The organism is Marinobacter litoralis (assembly GCF_003336705.1).
Lineage (GTDB): Bacteria > Pseudomonadota > Gammaproteobacteria > Pseudomonadales > Oleiphilaceae > Marinobacter > Marinobacter litoralis.
In genome coordinates, this window is sequence record NZ_QMDL01000001.1 from 993,520 (window position 1) to 1,012,842 (window position 19,323).

16 protein-coding genes are annotated in these 19,323 nt (G+C 52.5%); 7 read left to right on the top strand and 9 right to left on the bottom strand.

All coding sequences use genetic code 11. From position 1 onward, the window contains the following. The 3 genes from DOQ08_RS04565 to gloB all read right to left on the bottom strand — a co-directional run bounded on the left by DOQ08_RS04565 (position 1) and on the right by gloB (position 4,508). Positions 1-1,830, bottom strand: a complete 1,830-nt coding sequence (locus tag DOQ08_RS04565) for an extracellular solute-binding protein (protein ID WP_114333689.1) — start codon at positions 1,828-1,830, stop codon at positions 1-3. A gap of 12 nt (positions 1,831-1,842) precedes the next feature. Continuing rightward, positions 1,843-3,537: a LysM peptidoglycan-binding domain-containing protein gene (locus DOQ08_RS04570; protein WP_114333690.1), complete on the bottom strand. Its 1,695-nt coding sequence runs from the start codon at positions 3,535-3,537 to the stop codon at positions 1,843-1,845. Between the two features lie 176 nt (positions 3,538-3,713). Next, the gene (gene gloB, locus DOQ08_RS04575) at positions 3,714-4,508 is read right to left on the bottom strand and encodes a hydroxyacylglutathione hydrolase (protein ID WP_114333903.1); all 795 of its coding nucleotides are present in this window, start codon (positions 4,506-4,508) and stop codon (positions 3,714-3,716) included. Positions 4,509-4,611: 103 nt separating this feature from the next. On the opposite strand from gloB, the gene DOQ08_RS04580 reads away from it, so the two are divergent. The 4 genes from DOQ08_RS04580 (at position 4,612) to DOQ08_RS04595 (ending at position 8,466) form a co-directional block, all read left to right on the top strand. Then, positions 4,612-5,412 carry a class I SAM-dependent methyltransferase gene (locus DOQ08_RS04580; protein WP_114333691.1) on the top strand — a complete coding sequence of 267 codons (801 nt, stop codon included), beginning with the start codon at positions 4,612-4,614 and terminating at the stop codon, positions 5,410-5,412. Further along, positions 5,412-5,855, top strand: coding sequence for a ribonuclease HI (rnhA, locus tag DOQ08_RS04585; protein ID WP_114333692.1), 444 nt, complete (start codon positions 5,412-5,414; stop codon positions 5,853-5,855). Before DOQ08_RS04580 ends, rnhA begins: the two co-directional genes overlap by 1 nt. Positions 5,856-5,894: 39 nt before the next feature. After that, positions 5,895-6,605, top strand: a complete 711-nt coding sequence (gene dnaQ, locus DOQ08_RS04590) for a DNA polymerase III subunit epsilon (protein WP_114333693.1) — start codon at positions 5,895-5,897, stop codon at positions 6,603-6,605. Positions 6,606-6,759: 154 nt separating this feature from the next. Next, the gene (locus tag DOQ08_RS04595; protein ID WP_114333694.1) at positions 6,760-8,466 is read left to right on the top strand and encodes a chemotaxis protein; all 1,707 of its coding nucleotides are present in this window, start codon (positions 6,760-6,762) and stop codon (positions 8,464-8,466) included. A 74-nt stretch (positions 8,467-8,540) separates the two neighbouring features. Here DOQ08_RS04595 and DOQ08_RS04600 read toward each other — a convergent pair whose 3' ends face one another. Continuing rightward, entirely contained in the window at positions 8,541-8,855 is a 315-nt protein-coding gene (locus DOQ08_RS04600) for an SCP2 sterol-binding domain-containing protein (protein WP_114333695.1), read from the bottom strand. A gap of 231 nt (positions 8,856-9,086) precedes the next feature. Between DOQ08_RS04600 and sohB the strand changes: the two genes are divergently transcribed. Then, positions 9,087-10,139, top strand: a complete 1,053-nt coding sequence (gene sohB, locus DOQ08_RS04605; RefSeq protein WP_114333696.1) for a protease SohB — start codon at positions 9,087-9,089, stop codon at positions 10,137-10,139. Between the two features lie 67 nt (positions 10,140-10,206). Here the strand turns inward: sohB and DOQ08_RS04610 are convergent, their stop codons facing one another. The 4 genes from DOQ08_RS04610 to metH form a co-directional block, all read right to left on the bottom strand. After that, positions 10,207-10,713 carry a DUF934 domain-containing protein gene (locus tag DOQ08_RS04610; protein ID WP_114333697.1) on the bottom strand — a complete coding sequence of 169 codons (507 nt, stop codon included), beginning with the start codon at positions 10,711-10,713 and terminating at the stop codon, positions 10,207-10,209. After that, on the bottom strand, positions 10,706-12,358 hold the full coding sequence (locus DOQ08_RS04615; protein WP_114333698.1) for a nitrite/sulfite reductase: 1,653 nt from the start codon (positions 12,356-12,358) through the stop codon (positions 10,706-10,708). The genes DOQ08_RS04610 and DOQ08_RS04615 overlap by 8 nt, the downstream gene beginning before the upstream one ends. 346 nt (positions 12,359-12,704) lie before the next feature. Beyond that, the gene (locus tag DOQ08_RS04620; protein ID WP_114333699.1) at positions 12,705-12,947 is read right to left on the bottom strand and encodes a DUF2970 domain-containing protein; all 243 of its coding nucleotides are present in this window, start codon (positions 12,945-12,947) and stop codon (positions 12,705-12,707) included. A gap of 14 nt (positions 12,948-12,961) precedes the next feature. After that, positions 12,962-16,660: a methionine synthase gene (gene metH, locus DOQ08_RS04625; protein WP_114333700.1), complete on the bottom strand. Its 3,699-nt coding sequence runs from the start codon at positions 16,658-16,660 to the stop codon at positions 12,962-12,964. 241 nt (positions 16,661-16,901) lie between these two features. On the opposite strand from metH, the gene nfuA reads away from it, so the two are divergent. Together nfuA and DOQ08_RS04635 are read left to right on the top strand one after the other, a co-directional pair. After that, positions 16,902-17,489 carry a Fe-S biogenesis protein NfuA gene (gene nfuA, locus DOQ08_RS04630; RefSeq protein WP_114333701.1) on the top strand — a complete coding sequence of 196 codons (588 nt, stop codon included), beginning with the start codon at positions 16,902-16,904 and terminating at the stop codon, positions 17,487-17,489. 389 nt (positions 17,490-17,878) lie between these two features. Continuing rightward, complete coding sequence (locus DOQ08_RS04635) at positions 17,879-18,925, top strand: DUF445 domain-containing protein (RefSeq protein WP_227537486.1); 1,047 nt, start codon at positions 17,879-17,881, stop codon at positions 18,923-18,925. A gap of 71 nt (positions 18,926-18,996) precedes the next feature. Here the strand turns inward: DOQ08_RS04635 and DOQ08_RS04640 are convergent, their stop codons facing one another. Then, positions 18,997-19,323 carry a TusE/DsrC/DsvC family sulfur relay protein gene (locus tag DOQ08_RS04640; RefSeq protein ID WP_114333702.1) on the bottom strand — a complete coding sequence of 109 codons (327 nt, stop codon included), beginning with the start codon at positions 19,321-19,323 and terminating at the stop codon, positions 18,997-18,999.

Genomic DNA, 19,323 nt, shown 5'->3' on the forward strand with positions numbered 1-19,323 from the left:
TTAGCGGTCGAACCACCAGTTATTGAGATCGATACCGCTTTTCGGGGTAACGTCGGGCCGTTTCAGGTGATTCCAATAGGCGACTCTGTCTTTGCTTAGGTGCCAGTGCGGAATCACGTAATGGCCATGCAGGAGCACATGGTCCAGCGCGCGAACCCGATGCACCAGTTCGTCTCGATCTGGTGCTTGAATCACCATATCGATCAGTTCATCGATTACCGGATCATTCACACCAATGGTATTACGAGAGCCTTCTACATCCACATTCATGGAGTGCCAGTAGTCCCGCTGTTCGTTGCCCGGTGAATCTGATTGAGGCAGCACCTGGGTGATCATGTCGAAATCAAAGCTGCGAACGCGGCGGATGTACTGGCTGGTATCAACAAGGCGCACAGTCACATCGATGCCCAGTTTTTTCAGGTTCTGAGTAAACGGTAGGACAACACGTTCAAAGCTCTTCTGGGCCAGAAGAATCTCGAACGTGAGAGGTTCGCCTGTGTCCTTGTGCACCATTTTCCCGCTTTTAATGCTGTAGCCCGCTTCGGTCAGCAGCTTCATCGCTTGCCTCAAGTTGTCGCGCACGCTGCGGGATTTGCTTGTGTCAGGCGGGGTATAGACTTCATCGAAGACATCCGGGCTGAGTTGCTCACGGAAGGGTTCCAGGATCTCCAGTGTGCGGCCAGTCGGCAGTCCATCTGCAGCCAGTTCGCTGTTTTCGAAGAAGCTGTCGGTACGGCTGTATTGGCCATAAAACAGATTTCGGTTTGCCCATTCAAAGTCAAACCCGTGGGCCAACGCCTCCCGGACTTTAGGGTCTTTAAAGATCGCTTTGCGGGTATTGAAAATAAAGCCCTGCATGCCGGTAGGGCGGTGATGTTCGATCGCGGCTTTGGTGATCGAACCATTCTCGAAGGGCGTTCCCGTGTAGGCAGTGGCCCAGTTTTTGGCTGAAGTTTCCTGCCGGAAATCAAAGTTGCCCGCTTTGAAGGATTCCAGAGCAACGGTATCGTCGCTGTAGTATTCGTAAGTAATTTTGTTGAAATTAAAGCGGCCTTTCCGAACAGGAAGATCGGCTGCCCAATAATCGGGTATGCGCTCGAAAGTAAGGCTCCGGCCTGCATCGAACGACGCAATGCGGTAAGGGCCACTGCCCACTGGCACGTTTAAACCATTACCCTCAAAATCCCGCTCTTTCCAGTAGTGTGCCGGCAAGATTGGCATTTGCCCGATAATTAAGGGCAGCTCGCGGTTCTCTGTGTCGCCGAAATCGAAACGAACACGGAGATTGTCTTCTACCGAGACGCTTTGGATATCGGAGTAGTAATTGCGGTAAAAGGGATGGCCTTCCGTAGTGAGGATGCGGAAAGAAAAGGCCACGTCCTCGGCGGTAATCGGTTCGCCGTCCTGAAAGCGCGCATTGTCCCGCAAGTTGAAAATGACGTAGCTGCGATCCTCGGGGACTTCCAGACTTTCTGCGATTAGCCCGTAAGCCGAGAAGGGTTCGTCATCAGAGGCTGCCATCAGAGTGTCGTAGACGTAGGTGCTGATGCCGGCTGCGGCAACACCCCGGACAACAAACGGGTTAAAACTGTCGAAACCGTTTGCGACGGCACTCAGTTTGAGGTGGCCGCCTTTCGGGGCGGTCGGGTTTACATAGTCGAAATGATCGAAATCTGAGGGGTATTTCACCTCCCCGTGCATGGCTATACCGTGCACAGGGTTGGGCGTCTCCGGGGGCTGACTGTCTGCGTATGAAACAAAAGATGTGACCACTAGGGCCAGCGACGTAACCAGTCCTGTCAGGCTAGGTGCTTTACGTATTTTTGTCATAGTTCTCGCACGTTATGGGCTGTTTCTTATGTCAACGTAGAGTACCAGACTTTGGCCAGGTTGCAGATAACGGTTGGTATTAAGATCGTTCCATGATGCGATGTCACGCACATTCACTGAGAAACGCGAGGCAATCGTAGACAAAGAATCGCCTTTGCGCACACGATACCCAACTTTGCGAACCATAGCTTTGCTTCTGGCGCTGCTAGCGACGGTTTTGGGTTGCTTAACCTTACTCCAGATCACCAGTTCCCGGCCTGGATGGAGCGGGTCGCCCGGTGCCATACCGTTCCATGCGGCCACTTCGCGGACACTGACCCGGTGTTCGCGGGCAATATCCCAGAATGTATCACCGCTGCGAACCGTGTAGCGCACCTTGCTTCCCGAACGTTTCCGGTCCTGCTTGCGCTCGATTCTCTGTGACTGACTCAAAGCATAGGCTTCAGAGCCTTTGGTGGAAGAGGGGATGAGCAGTTGCTGGCCGACACGAATCATGTCGCCGTTCAGTTTATTTACCTGACGTATAACCGACGTGGTGGTGGAGAAGCGACGAGCGATGCTGCCGAGGTTGTCGCCTTTGGTTACTTTGTAGTTTTTCCAGGAAACACGTTGGTCTGCGGGAAACTTCGCCAACGCAGCACGGAATGTTTCAGCGTTTTGAGTGGGCACGAGCAAGCGGTGTGGGCCATCGGGATTGGTCGCCCACCGGTTGTATGAAGGGTTCAGCAGGTAAATTTCATCGATATCGACACCTGCGAGCTTGGCCGCTTGCGCGAGATCCAGCTGTGAGCCGGTCTCGACCACTTCGAAATAGGGTTCGTTCTTCAGTTCCGGCAGTTGGATGCCGTAGGCCTCAGGATTGTCGATGATCTTTGCCAGTGCCAGCAACTTGGGTACGTAATGCCGGGTTTCTTTAGGCAGACGTAGAGACCAATAATCCGTGGGTTTGCCGGCCTTGCGGTTTCGGCGCATGGCGCTTGAAACTGTGCCGCCACCGGAGTTATAGGCGGCGAGGGCCAGTGTGAAGTCACCGTCGAAACGATTCGCCAGCCGGTCCAGATAGGTCAAGGCTGCATCGGTAGAGGTCAGAACATCCCGTCGATCATCATGCCACCAGCTTTGGGTCAGGCCGAAGTACTTGCCAGTAGAAGGGATAAACTGCCAAAGGCCTGCAGCACGGCCATGCGAATAGGCAAACGGATCAAAGGCACTTTCTACTACGGGTAGCAAAGCAAGCTCTGTCGGCAGGCCGCGTGCTTCTGCTTCGCTCAGAATGTGGTGCAGGTAACGAGCGCCTCGTTCCGTGACGCGTTGAATGTAGCGGGGATTGCGAGCGTACCAGTCGAGCTGCGCTTGCATCCGGGGGTTGTCTACCGAATGATCCATCGCGAAACCAGCGCGCATTCGGCTCCACATGTCAGTTTGTGCAAGTTCACCCGAATCCGACGATTTGGGCTCGTCGAGCTTTTTTCGGGCCTCTTTTGCTTTGGCTTTCAGGTCGGATGAAATGGCATCGTCCAACGGCGCATTTGTTGCGAGATCTTCGTTGGAATCGATCGCCGCGATCAACTCGTCGTCGCCTTGGGCCACCACAACGCGTTCAGATTCAAGCGGGTTGCCGCGCCAACTTTCAAATAACGGGCTGCTGCTGCAACCTGCGGCTAAGGATGTGGTGAGCAAGACCAATGAAAAGCGATTAACCGGCATAACTAGGCTTCCGGGAGGTTGCGCCGGACGTCAGTGACAAAGTCCGGCGTATAGATAAATGCGATGCTTCAAATACAGTTCGAGCGAGATTCTATGGGACGGGTTTTGAGGCGGTCAAGGCACGTGATGTTACCGCTTTGAGAGGTATTGTTACCCCGCCTCAAGTGGCGTCAGAATCAGAAGTGGTCTTTGCCGTGGCGAACCGCCGCAAATACTTCTGTGGCGGTGGTTACCGATAAGCCGTGTTCGGAGCCATAGGCTTCGGCGGCTTTGATAACGGAAGGGTCATCCCAGCGTAGGAAGAGGTTCAGTGCCTTCTCTTTTTCGAGGCTGGACGGCACGGTCGGTTTGCCTGCTTGGCGCAGTTCGTTGCATTGCTGCTCAAATTCGATTAACGCGGCATCCTCCGGCAACCAATGACGCGCAAAACGAAGGTTGGCAAGGGTGTATTCGTGGGCACAGTAGATTGCAGTGTTGTCTGGGAGAGCCAATAGAGAGCTTAACGAACGGTGCATTTGTTCAGGTGTACCCTCAAACAAGCGTCCACAGCCGCCGATAAACAGGGTGTCGCCACTGAACAGCGCCGGGGCATCATTAATAAGAGTGTCGGTAAAATAGACGATGTGATCCAGAGTGTGGCCCGGGGTTGCCATGATCGAAAAGCGTACAGCCTGCCATTCTATTTGATCGCCATGACTAACCGTTTCTGTCACATTGGTGAATGGTGAGCCTTCAGGGCCAACGATTCTCACGCTCGGGTGATTTTCCTGCAGCTTGGCTATGCCGCCAACGTGGTCGGGGTGATGATGGGTCACAAGAATGGTATCAAGGGTCAGGCCAGCCTGTTTCAGGTAATCCATGACCGGCTGAGCCTGGCCCGGGTCCACCACAAGAGCCTTGCCTGTTGATGTGTCTGCAAGACACCAGATGTAGTTGTCTGAAAAGGCCGGAATAGGGTAAATACTAAACATCATGACCACATGTGCTTGATGGGTGTGACTGTTATGATAAAGCAACAGTGCGCCTATCCCAAGGTGTCCGTTGCTAGGGTCGAAAGAGTATGAGGAATAAACAGTGAAAGACTCTAGACCAATTGATTTTTCAGCGCGCCATGAAAGCTTTGAAGTCTGGTTTCAGAGCCCGCTGGGGCGAGCTTTACTGGCCAGCCAGCGGTGCGTGCTTGATAGAAAGTTAAATAGCCTCACGGGTGCCCGACAGTTACAAATTGGCTTGAGTCACAGGTTGCCGTTGGCCAGCGGTACAGATTTTGTGCAGCGCATTATCACCACGCCAACCTGGAGCCCCAACATGCCGGACGGGGTGGCGGTTTGCGATTCGGATGAACTGCCGTTCCCGAATGATTCGGTCGATTTGGCCATACTGCATCATGCCGCAGATTTCTCCCGAGACCCTCATCAAGTTCTTCGTGAGGCGGCAAGAGTTCTGAGAGGGGAGGGCGTCATGGCTTTGGTGGGTTTTAATCCCTTGGGGTTATGGGGAGTCCGTAAGTTGATATCCCGGCACCATCAAGGCCCTTGGGGCGGTCGGTTTATGATGCGCTCACGCATGGAAGACTGGCTTCGGTTGCTTGGTTTTTCCGTTGAGTCCTCCGCCACCTATTTTTGCAGGCCGCCAATTCAAAAACGAAGTGGCTCCATCTCCACTCGCGAGTCTTTCGGCAAAGCCAATATTGTTCCCGTGGGTGCGTATTACTGTATCCTTGCGCGCAAACGGGTACCTGCGCCGATCCAGCGAGGCGTAAGTTGGCGCAAGAACAAAGTTATTTCGCTCCCCGGTGCGGTAGGCGCATCAAGGGATTGCGTAAACAGAGTGCCCAGTAATCTCGAGACCAGTAACCATTCACCGGAGTTCTAATGGCTGGCAAGGTAGTGATGTACACCGATGGCGCATGTAAAGGTAATCCCGGCCCGGGCGGCTGGGGGGTCGTGTTGCGTTATGGCGGATCCGAAAAGAAAATGCACGGCGGTGAGCGCGACACAACCAATAACCGTATGGAGCTGATGGCTGCTATCCAGGGGTTGAAGGCGTTGAATCGTGCTTGCGATGTCGAGTTGTACACCGATTCCCAGTATGTTCGCAAAGGCATCACGGAATGGATGGCCGGATGGAAACGCAACGGCTGGAAAACCTCGGCTAAAAAACCGGTCAAGAATTCAGATTTGTGGAAGGAACTGGATGCGGAATCGGCCCGGCACAACGTAAATTGGCATTGGGTGAAAGGTCATGCAGGCGATCCAGGCAACGAGCTGGCGGATGAACTGGCCAACCTGGGTGTTGAAACAGTCTTGGCCCGTTAAAGTAACAGCAGCGGAACGATGTTCTCCGGAAGGTAATGCATGAGACAGATTGTACTGGATACAGAAACCACAGGTATTGATCCGAACGCAGGGCACCGGATTATCGAGATTGGTTGTGTCGAAGTTGTCGAGCGTAAGCTGACGGGACGGAATTACCACGTCTACATCAACCCGGAGCGGGAAGTTGAGGCAGAGGCGATTACCGTTCACGGCATCACCAATGAGTTTTTGCAGGACAAGCCAAAGTTTGCCGACGTTGCCGACGAATTCTTTGCGTTTATTGAAGGTGCTGAGCTGGTCATTCATAACGCGGCGTTTGACGTTGGCTTTATGGATTCGGAGTTTGCACGGCTCAAGCCGGTGCGGAAAACTGCCGATCACTGCGGCATTGTCGATACGCTGGCGATTGCCCGAAAGAAACATCCCGGGCAAAAGAACAACCTTGACGCGCTGTGTAAGCGTTATGGCGTAGATAACTCGAACCGAGAGCTTCACGGCGCCCTTTTGGACGCCGAAATCCTGGCAGACGTTTATCTGCTGATGACCGGTGGCCAAACCGCTCTTTCTCTTGATGCTGGTTCTGGTGAAGAGGGGGGCGTAACGGGCATTCGAAGGTTGTCATCGGAACGAGTTCGTTTACCCGTTATCGAAGCGACCAACGACGAAATCAATGCGCACAATGAAATGATGGAGCGGATCGAAAAGAAAGCGGGGCAGTCCGTCTGGGGCAAACTTAATGCCCCGGAGTGAGATCTGTATCTAACTGTACTAATTGTTACATTTCAGCTTTCTTGAGCTACTTGAATTTTATGTTATAAGTAATGATAAGTTCGCGGGTTTTATGCGGATTGCTAAAGTTCATGCACAGGAAGCGGTAGTCTCCGCAACGTAACAGGAAGCGTTTATGGTCCAATCGTCTCTTGCGACGAAATCGCAGTCGTTTGATCTGGTTAAAGGTGAAATTGAGCAGACCATCAAACAAGCGGAATCGAGCCTTGAACGCTTTCAGGAAAATCGGGAAAGTGGAGAAGACCTGCAAAACTGTGTTGATTATCTGAACCAGTTGCGCGGTATTTTTCTGCTTGTCGAGCTTCGCGGTGGAACACTGATTTGTCAGGAAGCTGTTAATCTGGCGAACGATGTTCCCGTCGGAGCAAACGACGACAAAAACATCTTACTTACGACCCTCAATAGTGCGCTGTTCACCTTGCGCAGATACGTTGAGTATTATCACCAGCAACGTGTTGACCATCCGGAATTATTGCTCCCCGTTATTAACGAATTGCGCGAAGCCCGTAAGGAAAAGCCTTATCCGGAGTCGTGTTTTTTCGACGTAGATGTGCGGGAACGTCCGGACTTTTGCTCTGATTTGCTGCTCCGCCCTAACATCGAAGACGAAGCCGAATACGAAGTGTTGGCGCGACGTATGCGTTTAACCTTTCAGGTTGCTTTGCTGGGCATACTTCGGGGCAAAAACGAGGACGTCAGCAAAAAATTGATAGCCCGCTCTGCCCGTGGCTTTGCCCGGCTTTGCCAAGGTGCACCCATGGGGCAGATGTGGTGTCTTCTTGCGATCACAGCGGATGCCATGCTTGATCGGGCGATGGGCTTCAGCAAGGCCCGCAAGCGTTTGTTGATGCGCTTGGAGCGCTACACTCGAGAAATCGTGTACGTCGGAAAAGTTGCAACCGCCAAAGACGCCCCGGATTCAATCCTCAAAGATCTGTTGTATTTACTTTATCGCAGCGGGTCCGCGAATCCTGAGACTACCAAAGTGCTGCAAAGTTATAATTTGCCGCCTTCTGATTTCCCTGATTCCATGATGGAAGCCCATTCCCGCCGGCTGTATGGGCCGGGAAGCGACGTGCTGAAGTCGCTCTCGGATGCTCTGCTGGATGAATTGAATCAGCTTAAAGATAAGCTCGATATTATCGAGCGGGGCATCGAGCCAGATCTGGCAGAGCTTTCTTCCATTGCGGATGCACTTGAGCGGCTAGCTAATACGCTGGTTATGCTCGACCTTAATCGTTTGGCGGGTATTTCCCGTGGTGAAGCCGGAAAGCTCCGCAAGTGGGAGGCAGAGAATCGTTTGCCCGCCGAAGAAGAGTTGTACCAGCTGGCGGATTCGGTTTTAGGGGTAGAAGACGCGGTTAGGCAAATTGTAACCCGCGGCATCACCTCTGAGACTGACGCACTGGCAGGTGCGAACAGCCGAAGCGAAGAGTCTGTCTATCTGCAGGAAGCCATCTGGGTGGTGACCGAGGAAGCCCGTGGGGCATTAACGCTGGCGAAACGTGCAATCACCGCCTTCATTGAGTCCGATTACGATAAGTTGCACTTGGCCAACTTGCCCGGCACGCTGCGGAGTATATGGGGCGGGCTCGTGATGGTCAGTGACCCTGTCGCAGCCGGCGTTATCGCACGAGTTGCTGACTCTATTCAGCATCAGCTTCTCGACGCAAAGGAAGCGCCGTCGAGCGCAGTGCTGGAGGCGCTGGCGGATGCGCTTACGTCTTTGGAATATTACATCGAAAGCATAGGTCGGCGGGAAGAAAGTAATGTTGGCTTGCTTAACCTGGCGGAAACATCGTTGGCAGACGTTGGTTTGTAGTGCCGTCTGGATAAATTCTAGACCTAAAAAAACCTGCGAATTGCGCAGGTTTTTTTGGAACTTCCGAAAGGGGTTTAGCCCATATCGAACAGTTCGCCCAGCTTGGTAGCCAGCATCATGTCGCCTTCGGCGCGCAGCTGGCCAGCCATGAATGCTTGCATGCCGTCAGTTTCGCCAGAAACGATGCCTTGCAGAGTTTCGGAGTTCATGATCAGGGTAACAGAAGGGTCGTCGTGAGTGCCTTCGTTCAACTTGCAAGAGCCGTCTTTGATTTCCAGGTTGTATGGCTTGTCATCTTCGATATCAAACTGGAACACTAGGTCCATGCCCTGTGCTGCGTCTGCGTTGAAATTCTTTTCCAGCTTCTCAAAAATCTGTTCTACAGACATTAGTTATACCCTTTTTGGTGATAGTCTTATCTTTCATTGGCGGATCAACAACCCGAGCGAAACGGACTCTGTGATAGCTGGGTATCGCCGACCTCAGTATTCGACTTTATGGTGACGGCAGGATCATGTCAAGCTTGATCGAACGCTTGTTTTAATTTGATTCGGGCTTATCAGTTAAGGTGCGACAGAGTACACTCTGGGGTTTGCATAAAGCGCACTGGAGACTGCATTTTGGAATTCATTAGTGATTACGGATTGTTCCTTGCCAAGGTTGCAACCTTCGTTGTAGCGGCGATTATTTTGGTCGCGGTTATTTTGTCCGCAAGCAAGCATAGTGATTCGGACGATGACGAAGGCGAGCTGAAGGTTCGAAAACTTAACGACAAATACCGAAACCTGAAAGAGTCGATTCAGGCCAAGTTGATGTCCGATGACGAATACAAGGCTTGGAACAAACAAAAGAAGAAAGAAGATAAAGCAAAGAAAAAAGCGGCTAAAAACAAAGGCGATGACGAAAGCGAAGCGAAATCCCGTATCTACGTGATCGACTTCGACGGCGATATCAAGGCCAGTGATACCGACACGCTTCGCCGTTCCGTGACCGCTGTCCTGAGCGTTGCAGACCCGAAAAAAGACGAAGTAGTAGTCCGCCTTGAGAGTGGTGGTGGCTTGGTTCATGCCTATGGCTTGGCATCAGCCCAATTGGATCGCATACGCAGCAAAGGCCTGTCATTGACCGCCTGCGTTGATAAAGTAGCGGCCAGCGGCGGGTACATGATGGCTTGTGTGGCTGACAAAATCATTGCATCTCCATTTGCCGTTATCGGCTCAATCGGCGTTGTTGCTCAACTGCCGAACTTCCATCGCTTGCTTGAGAAGAATAACGTCGATTTCGAAGTGCTGACTGCGGGCGAACACAAACGCACGCTCACCATGTTCGGAGAGAACACCGAAAAAGGCCGACAGAAGTTTCTGGAAGATCTGGAAGATACACACGGTTTGTTTAAAGACTACGTAAGCGAGCGTAGGCCAAACCTTGATATCCAAGCGGTTGCTAATGGTGACATCTGGTTCGGAAAGCGTGCATTGGACGTAAAGCTGATCGACGAAATTAAAACCTCCGATGAGTACCTCATCGAAGCTTGCGATCGTGCTGAAGTGGTTTCAGTCTCGTTCCAGCAAAAGCGGACACTGGCTGAGAAGATCGGTATTGCGACCAGCACGGCGCTGGAGCGCTCCGTGTGGAAGGTCTTGAGTGCTTTCAGGAATCAGAAGATTCAATAGCAGATGAGGCAAGAGCAGGTGCCAACTCGTTAGCTGGCACCTGCTCTTTTAGTGCGATACTTTCAGATCAGGACGCCCGGCGGCGGAACAGCGGCACGTCGTTATCCACGGCAGCTTGATACGTCTCAGAGAAGAAATTCAGGCAACGTGCGGCCTTGGTAATGTCCTTATCGGCGCGAAGCACATAAGAATCAAAGCCGCAGCGTTTCATGAACTGAAGCTGGTCCAGCAGCACATCACCGATAGCCCGCAGTTCACCCGTGTAACCAAATCTCTCTCTCAGCAGGCGGCCGATGCTGTAACCGCGGCCATCTACGAAGCGAGGAAAGTTTACTGCAATCAATGGCAGTTCGTTTACCTTGCCTTCCAGCAGTTCTGGCTCGTCATGACTGTCGAACCAAACACCGATATCAGTACGGCCCGCGAAATGTTCATAGCCTGCAAGCCACAGATCGGCAGGAATCAGCGCCGGTTGACCCTCTGGGATATCCAGAGAGTCACCTTCGGCCGGGCGGGCAACCACTACCCAATTGTCGTTACGAATGGTGCCGTCAGCGGCAATAACATCAGGCATAAACCCGCTCCTTGAATGGATTCAAACCAACCCGGCGATAGGTGTCCAGGAAAGTTTCTTCTTCAGTCCGGTTCTCAACGAACACATCAATGATCTTGGAAACAACGGCCGGCATGTCTTCCCGTGCAAACGACGGCCCAAGAATCTTGCCGATATTTGCGTCATGCTGGGATGACCCGCCCAGGCTCACCTGATAGAACTCGGCGCCTTTCTTGTCGACACCCAGAATGCCGATGTGGCCGACATGGTGATGTCCGCAGGCGTTCATGCACCCAGAGATGTTCAGGTCGATCGGACCCAGATCGTAGAGATAATCCAGATCATCAAACTGGCGCTGGATGGCATCAGCGACTGGAATTGACTTCGCGTTTGCCAGCGCGCAGTAATCGCCACCCGGGCAGCAAATCATGTCGGTGAGCGTGTTCAGGTTAGCAGTGGCGAAGCCCATGCCTGTGATGGACTGCCAAAGTTCGAACAAGCGGTCTTGGCGTACATCGGCCAGTACCATGTTCTGCTCGTGGGTCGCACGGGCTTCACCGAAGCTGAATTCGTCTGCCAGATCAGCGATTTGTTCAAGTTGGCGGTCGGTCATGTCGCCAGGCGGGGTGCCGGTTTTCTTCAGCGTCAGCGTGACGATGGCATAGCCAGGCTTCTTGTGCTCGCCCACGTTATGGGTCAACCAGCGATCAAACTCTTTGTTCTCGAACCGCTGCTGGCTCAATGTATCGGTGGCGTCTTCCAGGCTTTCATAAGCCGGCTCGGTGAAGTAACCCTTAACACGGGCAATCTCTTCTAGCGTGAGACGCGTCGGGGAGTTCTTGATCTGTTCCCACTCTGCTTCAACTTTCTCGGCAAAAGTTGCCGGGCTCAAAGCTTTCACCAGAATCTTGATGCGCGCTTTGAATTTGTTGTCCCGACGCCCGTAGCGGTTGTACACCCGCACAACGGCTTCCAGATACGTAAGAAGATCGAGTTCTGGCAGGAATTCACGGATTACTGGGCCGACCATCGGGGTGCGGCCCAAACCGCCGCCTACGTGGACTCTGAAGCCCAGTTCGCCCTGATCGTTACGAACCATTTGCAAACCAATATCGTGCACTTGGATTGCTGCACGGTCGGTATGCTCCGACGCGTTCACCGCAATTTTGAATTTACGAGGCAGGAACGCAAATTCTGGATGGAACGTTGACCACTGGCGGATAATCTCGCAGTACGGGCGCGGATCTGCGATTTCGTCTTTCTGCACGCCGGAAAACTGATCCGTCGTGGTGTTGCGAATACAGTTACCGCTGGTCTGGTTCGCGTGCATTTCAACTTCGGCCAGCTCGGCAAGAATATCCGGAACATCTTCCAGGCGCGGCCAGTTCAGCTGAATATTGGTCCGTGTGGTGACGTGGGCATAGCCTTTGTCGTAGTCACGGGTTACTCGAGCTAAGCGCCGTAACTGCTCGGAACGGAGCATGCCGTAGGGTACGCAGATACGCAGCATGGGTGCGAGGCGTTGGACATAAAGACCGTTCTGTAGGCGAAGAGGCAAAAATTCCTCTTCGGAAAGTTCACCCGCCAAGGCGCGTTCGGTCTGGTCCCGGAATTGGGCGACGCGCTCTGCGGCAATTTTTCGGTCGTGTTCATCGTAAACGTACATAGTGGAACGTCCTGCCTGCTAACATCAGAAGCTAATAGTTATGGCGGCAATTTTACATTGCGCCTTATTCCTGATGCGAAGGATACCAGCAGGTTTTTATTCTCAAAACGATTATTTCAAAATATCTTTATCGATTCAGGTGATAAGGGCTACGAGTCGGCTGGACGAATGTCAGTTATCTGCTTTAATTTCACCAGCAACTTGATAAAAACAATGACGTTATACGAGTGAGGTACGCATGAAGCAGTCAGATCGTTCCGACAGTGTTGTAGATTCCATGGCCGCCGTTGTCTTGGTTGTTCTTGTGGTGGGGTTCGCGGTTCTTTGGGTATCTGGCCAATAAATTTTATTGGCCAGACAGAACCAGATTGACGACCAGTATCAGGCCTCCAACAAAAAGTCCGGTAAAAATCAGGCCGGCGACAATATAGGGTGCAGGGCTATGGCTGGAAAAGTCTTCTTGCCGGTTTTTGTTTGATTGGACGCCAAACGCACCGGCAAGAATGCTCTGTGTGATCTTTAAAACCCCGGGGCTCCGGGGTTTTTCGTTTTTGCTGTTTTTATTTTTGTTTTTAGCAACGTCAGTCATAAGAGGTTCCCGAACTATTCTGCCGGATCGTACGCCAGGCTGGGCATCAGCCAGCGTTCCGCTTCGGCTTTTGAGATGCCTTTACGCTCAGCATAGTCTTCAACCTGATCAACGCCAATTTTGCCAACCGGGAAATACTTGGATTCGGGGTGAGCAAAATACCAACCCGAGACTGCTGCCGTCGGGAACATCGCAAAGTGCTCCGTCAGTTCCAGCTCAATGTTTTCAGTCGCTTCCAGCAACTTGAACAGCGTCGCTTTCTCGGTGTGATCCGGGCAGGCCGGGTAACCGGGGGCAGGGCGGATACCCCGGTAGCGTTCTTTGATCAGGTCTTCGTTGGCCATTTGCTCTTCATTGGCGTAGCCCCAGAACTCCTTACGAACACGCTCGTGCATTCGTTCTGCGAAGGCTTCTGCCAAACGGTCGGCGAGGGCTTGTACCATGATCGCGTTGTAATCGTCGTTCTTGTCTTTGAACTCTAAAGAAAAGTCGTTCGCGCCGATACCGGTCGTCACAGCAAAACCACCGACATAATCCTCTTTGTGAGAGTCTTCCGGTGCAACAAAGTCAGAAAGCGCCATCATTGGCTTGCCCGGTGCTTTGTCATCCTGTTGACGCAAATGGTGCAGGGTGGTGAGCTCTTCTGTTCGGGATTCATCGGTATACAGAACAATATCGTCACCCCGACGGCTTGCCGGCCAGAAGCCAACCACGGCCCGCGCGGTGACGCGCTTCTGTTCGATCATCTGCTTGAGGATGACTTGTGCGTCGTCAAACAGGGTTCGGGCGGCTTCGCCACGCTTGGGATCGTCAAAAATCGCCGGATATTTGCCTGAGATATCCCATGCAATAAAGAACGGCGTCCAGTCGATGTAGTCTACGAGCTCGGCTAAATCGTAATCCTCGAAAACGCGAACCCCGGTAAACTTCGGGCGAGGCGGTTCATAGTTCTCGAAGTCGATGGCCGGAGCGCGGTCACGAGCTTCTTGCAAAGTAACCAGCTTGGTGCGGTCGCCGCGGTTCTTCCGACGCTCACGCACTTCCTCATATTCTTTGCGTGCCGCTTCGACAAGTGCAGGCTTGGCCGTTTTGCTGAGCAGCTGGGAAGCGACGTTCACGCAGCGAGACGCGTCGGAAACGTACAGTGCAATGTCGTTTTTATAGTGGGGCTCAATTTTGACGGCAGTGTGAGCTTTCGAAGTGGTAGCGCCACCAATCATGAGCGGTAAATGGAAATCTAAACGCTGCATCTCGCGAGCTACGTGAACCATCTCGTCGAGGGATGGGGTAATCAAGCCGCTCAACCCGATGATATCAACGTTCTCTTTCTTTGCCGTTTCCAGAATCTTTTCGCAGGGCACCATGACGCCCATGTCGATAACCTCGTAGTTGTTGCACTGCAAAACTACGCCGACGATGTTCTTGCCAATGTCGTGAACGTCGCCTTTTACCGTCGCCATCAGGATTTTACCTTTGGCCTGCTGGTTATCATCTTTCTCCGCTTCAATGAAGGGGATAAGGTGAGCCACGGCTTGCTTCATCACTCGAGCGCTTTTCACTACTTGCGGCAGGAACATCTTGCCGTCGCCAAACAGATCGCCCACCACGTTCATGCCATCCATGAGCGGGCCTTCAATGACGTGAATCGGGCGCTCAGCTTCCAGACGACAGGCTTCTGTGTCCTCGATGATGTAGCTGGTGATGCCTTTAACCAACGCGTGCTCGAGTCGCTTTTGAACAGGCAGTTCCCGCCACGAAAGATCTTCTTCCTGCGCCTTGCCACCTTTGCTTTTGAACTTCTCGGCGGCTTCGAGCAGTCGGTCGGTCGAATCTTCGCGACGGTTTAAAACAACATCCTCGACCAGCTCTTTCAGATCCGGCTCGATCTCATCGTAAATCACCAGCTGACCCGGATTAACGATACCCATGTTCATGCCGGCTTTGATCGCGTGGTACAAGAACACCGAGTGAATCGCTTCACGGACTGCATCGTTGCCGCGGAATGAAAAAGAAACGTTGCTCACGCCGCCGGAGATCGACGCGTGGGGCAGATTCTCTTTAATCCAGCGCGTGGCGTTAATGAAGTCCACCGCATAGTTGTTGTGTTCTTCGATACCGGTTGCGATGGCAAAGATGTTGGGGTCGAAAATGATGTCGCCCGGATTGAAACCTATGCCAACCAGAGTGTCGTAGGAACGCTTACAGATTTCTGTTTTCCGCTCGAAGGTATCGGCCTGGCCATCCTCGTCAAACGCCATGACCACGACCGCTGCGCCGTAACGCATGCAAGCACGGGCTTGCTTGATGAAATTCTCTTCGCCTTCTTTCAGGCTGATGGAGTTGACCACCGCCTTGCCCTGAATGCAGCGCAAACCGGCCTCGATCACCTCCCATTTGGAGGAGTCGATCATAATGGGGACGCGAGAAATATCGGGCTCTGATGCCACCAGATTCAGGAAAGTGACCATCACTTCCTTTGAATCCAGCATGCCTTCATCCATGTTGATGTCGATGATCTGAGCACCGTTTTCAACCTGGTCGCGGGCCACGCTCAATGCTTCTTCGTACTGCTCTTCTTTGATCAGACGCAGGAAACGCTTGGAGCCGGTTACGTTGGTGCGTTCACCCACGTTGATGAACAGGGTGTTCTCGTCACCGGTGAACGGCTCCAGGCCGGACAGGCGAAGGGATTTCGGTCGGTCGGGTATTTTACGGGCCGGGTATTTAGCCACCGCGTTTGCAATAGCTTCGATGTGTTCGGGGCTGGAACCACAGCAACCACCGATGATGTTCAGGAAGCCGTCGCGAGCGAAGCCTTCAATGATGTCGGCCATCTCTTCCGGAGTTTGGTCGTATTCCCCGAATTCGTTTGGCAGGCCCGCATTCGGATGCGCGGAGACATAGGTTTCGGCTTTGTTGGCCAGCTCTTCGACGTATGGGCGCAGGGCATCGGCGCCTAGAGCACAGTTAAGGCCGACGGAAATGGGCTTGGCGTGGGCAATGGAGTTGTAGAAGGCTTCCGTTGTTTGGCCAGACAATGTGCGACCAGAAGCATCAGTAATGGTGCCGGATATCATGATCGGCAATTCAATGCCGCTGTCTTCGAAGAACTGTTGGGTGGCGTAAATGGCAGCCTTTGCGTTCAGGGTGTCGAAGATGGTTTCAATCAGAATGATGTCGGAACCGCCTTCAACCAGGCCAGATACGGCTTCGTAATAGTTATCGACCAAGGTCTGGAAATCGACGTTACGGAAACCGGGGTTGTTTACGTCTGGCGACAACGATGCTGTGCGTGATGTAGGGCCAACGGCGCCTGCTACAAAGCGGGGCTTGTCCGGATTCTTCGCCGTGTACTCGTCGGCAATTTGTCGTGCAATCTTGGCTGATTCAACGTTCAGTTCGCGTGCCAGCGACTCCATGCCGTAATCAGCTTGGGACAGTTGCGTTGAGTTGAACGTGTTGGTTTCGATGATGTCTGCGCCAGCGTCAAGATATTCCGCGTGGATATTACGGAGCAGGGCGGGCTGGGTGAGGTTCAGCAGATCGTTGTTACCCTGAACATCGTTGGCAAAGTCTTTGAACCGATCGCCTCGAAAGTCGGATTCGTCCAGTTTTTGATTCTGGATCATGGTACCCATGGCGCCATCGAGAACCAGAATGCGTTCTTTAAGAGCGAGATGGAGTTGTTCCAGACGGCTGCTGCGATCGGTCATAGATAAATCTTCCGGTGTCATGAATAACATCTAATAAACGTAGTGCGGCGGGATCATAGCAAAAATGCAACAGAAGGTCTTAGTACAGATGATCATTATCAAGTGACTTAAAATTAGGACTGTCGGTGGCAGCAATACGGGAAATTAGTTACGTCTGAAATGCTTGACTGTTTTACTTGGTCTTTCAACTTTCATCCAAGTCTCTTAAAATGGAAGCTACATTTGAAAACAGGTAGGAAGCATGGCCGTGGTAACTGTGACAGATTCCGCACGAGATTATCTCGCAAGCTTGATAGAAAAGCAGGATGTTGAAGGCATGGGGGTTCGCATTTTCGTAACCCAGCCGGGTACACGGAATGCGGAAACGTGTCTGGCTTATTGTCCGCCGAATGAAGTGGTGCCGACGGATGAAGCGAAAGATCTGGAAAAATTCATGTTGTATCTGGATCACAACTCCGTGCCGTTTCTGGAAGACGCTTTCGTGGACTATTCGAAAGACCAGATGGGCGGGCAGCTGACGATCAAGGCGCCGAACGCGAAAGTACCCCAGGTTTCTGACGATGCACCGCTTCCTGAGCGAGTCCAGTACGTCCTCGCCTCTGAAATTAACCCGAGCCTGGCCGCCCACGGTGGCGATGTGTCTTTGGTCGAGATCGTTGACGAATCCGTAGCGGTGCTGCGGTTTGGCGGTGGTTGCCAAGGGTGCTCTGCGGTTAGCCTCACGCTGAAGCAGGGCGTCGAGAAAACGTTGAAAGAGCGCGTGCCAGAAATCACTGCAGTACGGGACGTAACGGATCATACGCAAACCGAGAACGCGTATTACCAGTAAATTCTCTTAAATCGTCGAGTTTCCCGCCGTTAGCAGGTGGTGGCGCTGGCCGCCGCCTGCCACTATCACGTTTTTTGACTGGCAATGCGGCCAATGTGGCGCGGGCCCGGTTAGTTCATCATTCGCCACATACTTGGATGTTTAGTGCGGTATTTTGCCGTTTCTTGCGAACAATACCCCGCGGGTGGCGGGGATGATGGATGGGATTGCGCTTGTCTGAATACTCATTTCTATTGTCTGAATACTCACTTCTATTAGTACCTTTGGTGGCCGCGCTTGTCGGTTGGGCCACTAATTGGCTTGCAATACAAATGTCATTCTATCCCGTTCAGTTTGTTGGGATCGGTTTTCTCGGCTGGCAGGGTGTTATACCGCGTAAAGCAGAGAAAATGGCGCACATTTGTGTTGATCAAACGCTTCAGCAATTTGGGGATCTCAACTCGGTCTATCGGAAGCTTGAGCCTCACAAAATTGTCGAGCATGTGGTTAATCTGGTGTCCCCAAGATTGGATGAGTACATCGATTCCATGATGTATGAAGTGCAGCCTGTGCTCTGGGATAACCTGCCGCTTTTTGTGCGTTCCAGAATATACCGGTGGGCACGTGAACAATTACCCTCGAGAATTGAAGAGCTGGTTGATGATATTGGTGATGATCTCGACAGTCTCGTTGATCTAAAGGCCCTGTTAAGTCGGCAGTTGCAAACCAACCCTGACCTTATGAACCGGATATTTAAAGAAGCCGGCGCGGTTGAGTTGAGGTCTGTGGTTAACCGGGGTGCATGGATTGGTGGGTTGCTTGGGGCTGCGTTGCTGCCGCTCTGGATGCGGTACCCGGAACCTTGGGCTTTGCCAGTGGGCGGCTTTTTGATCGGATTTGTCACGAACTGGCTTGCTATCAATCTGATTTTTGCTCCGCTGCGGCCTCGCCGGTTTCTGTTTTGGAAAGTTCAGGGGTTGTTTTTACGACGCCAAAACGAAATCAGCGATGTCTGGGCTCGCCTGGTCGCTGAAGAATTGATTACCGTAGAGCTGGTGGCCGACGCGATGGTGAATGGCCGTCAAGCCACTCGAACACGGGCCATTTTGCAGAAGCATCTCAGGCCCATGCTGGACGAATCTCTGCTGCTGAAGGTGGCGGCTCAAGTCAGCGTCGGAATGACAGGCTATGCCGATCTAAAGCGCGTCATGAACGATAAAGCCGTTATCGCAACGAAAGATGTGTTTGCCGATCCGACATTCAAAAAGGAGCGTGCGCCTGCCGTGGCGGCCGTGCTCTCCGAGCAGATGAAATCGTTGAAGCCTGAAGAATTTCAAAACATTCTGCGCCCGGCTTTTCGAGAGGAAGAGCTCCAGCTGATGGTCGTTGGCGGCATATTCGGCGCCGCTGCGGGGTTGGTTCAAATTCTTGGAACGACCTATCTGCCCTTATTTTAGTGGGCGCTTAAGGTCGGATATTGATGGTGAAGAGCCGCAGGGGGTGCAATGTGGATGAAGAGCTGCTTCATTCACAGGCAATTTGTTGGTCTGGGTAAGCCGGCTATTTTGCAGGCGGTTTTTGCGGGGGTGCCGGGGAATAACTGCATCAGGTAAATGCTGTTACCTTTTTCCTCACCCAGTGCATCCTTGACGGCTTTCACAAATAGCCGGTTAGACGGGGGTGACATCTCATGTGCTTTATAAAACTCTCTTAGAAACTCTATGATTTCCCAATGATTATCGCTAAGGGCGATGTCGTCTTCGGCTGCAATTATAGCGGCAACATCTGATGTCCAGCTGGTTGCGTCTTCCAGAAAACCTTCGTTATTTCTTTCGGGTAGATTTGAATTGCTCAT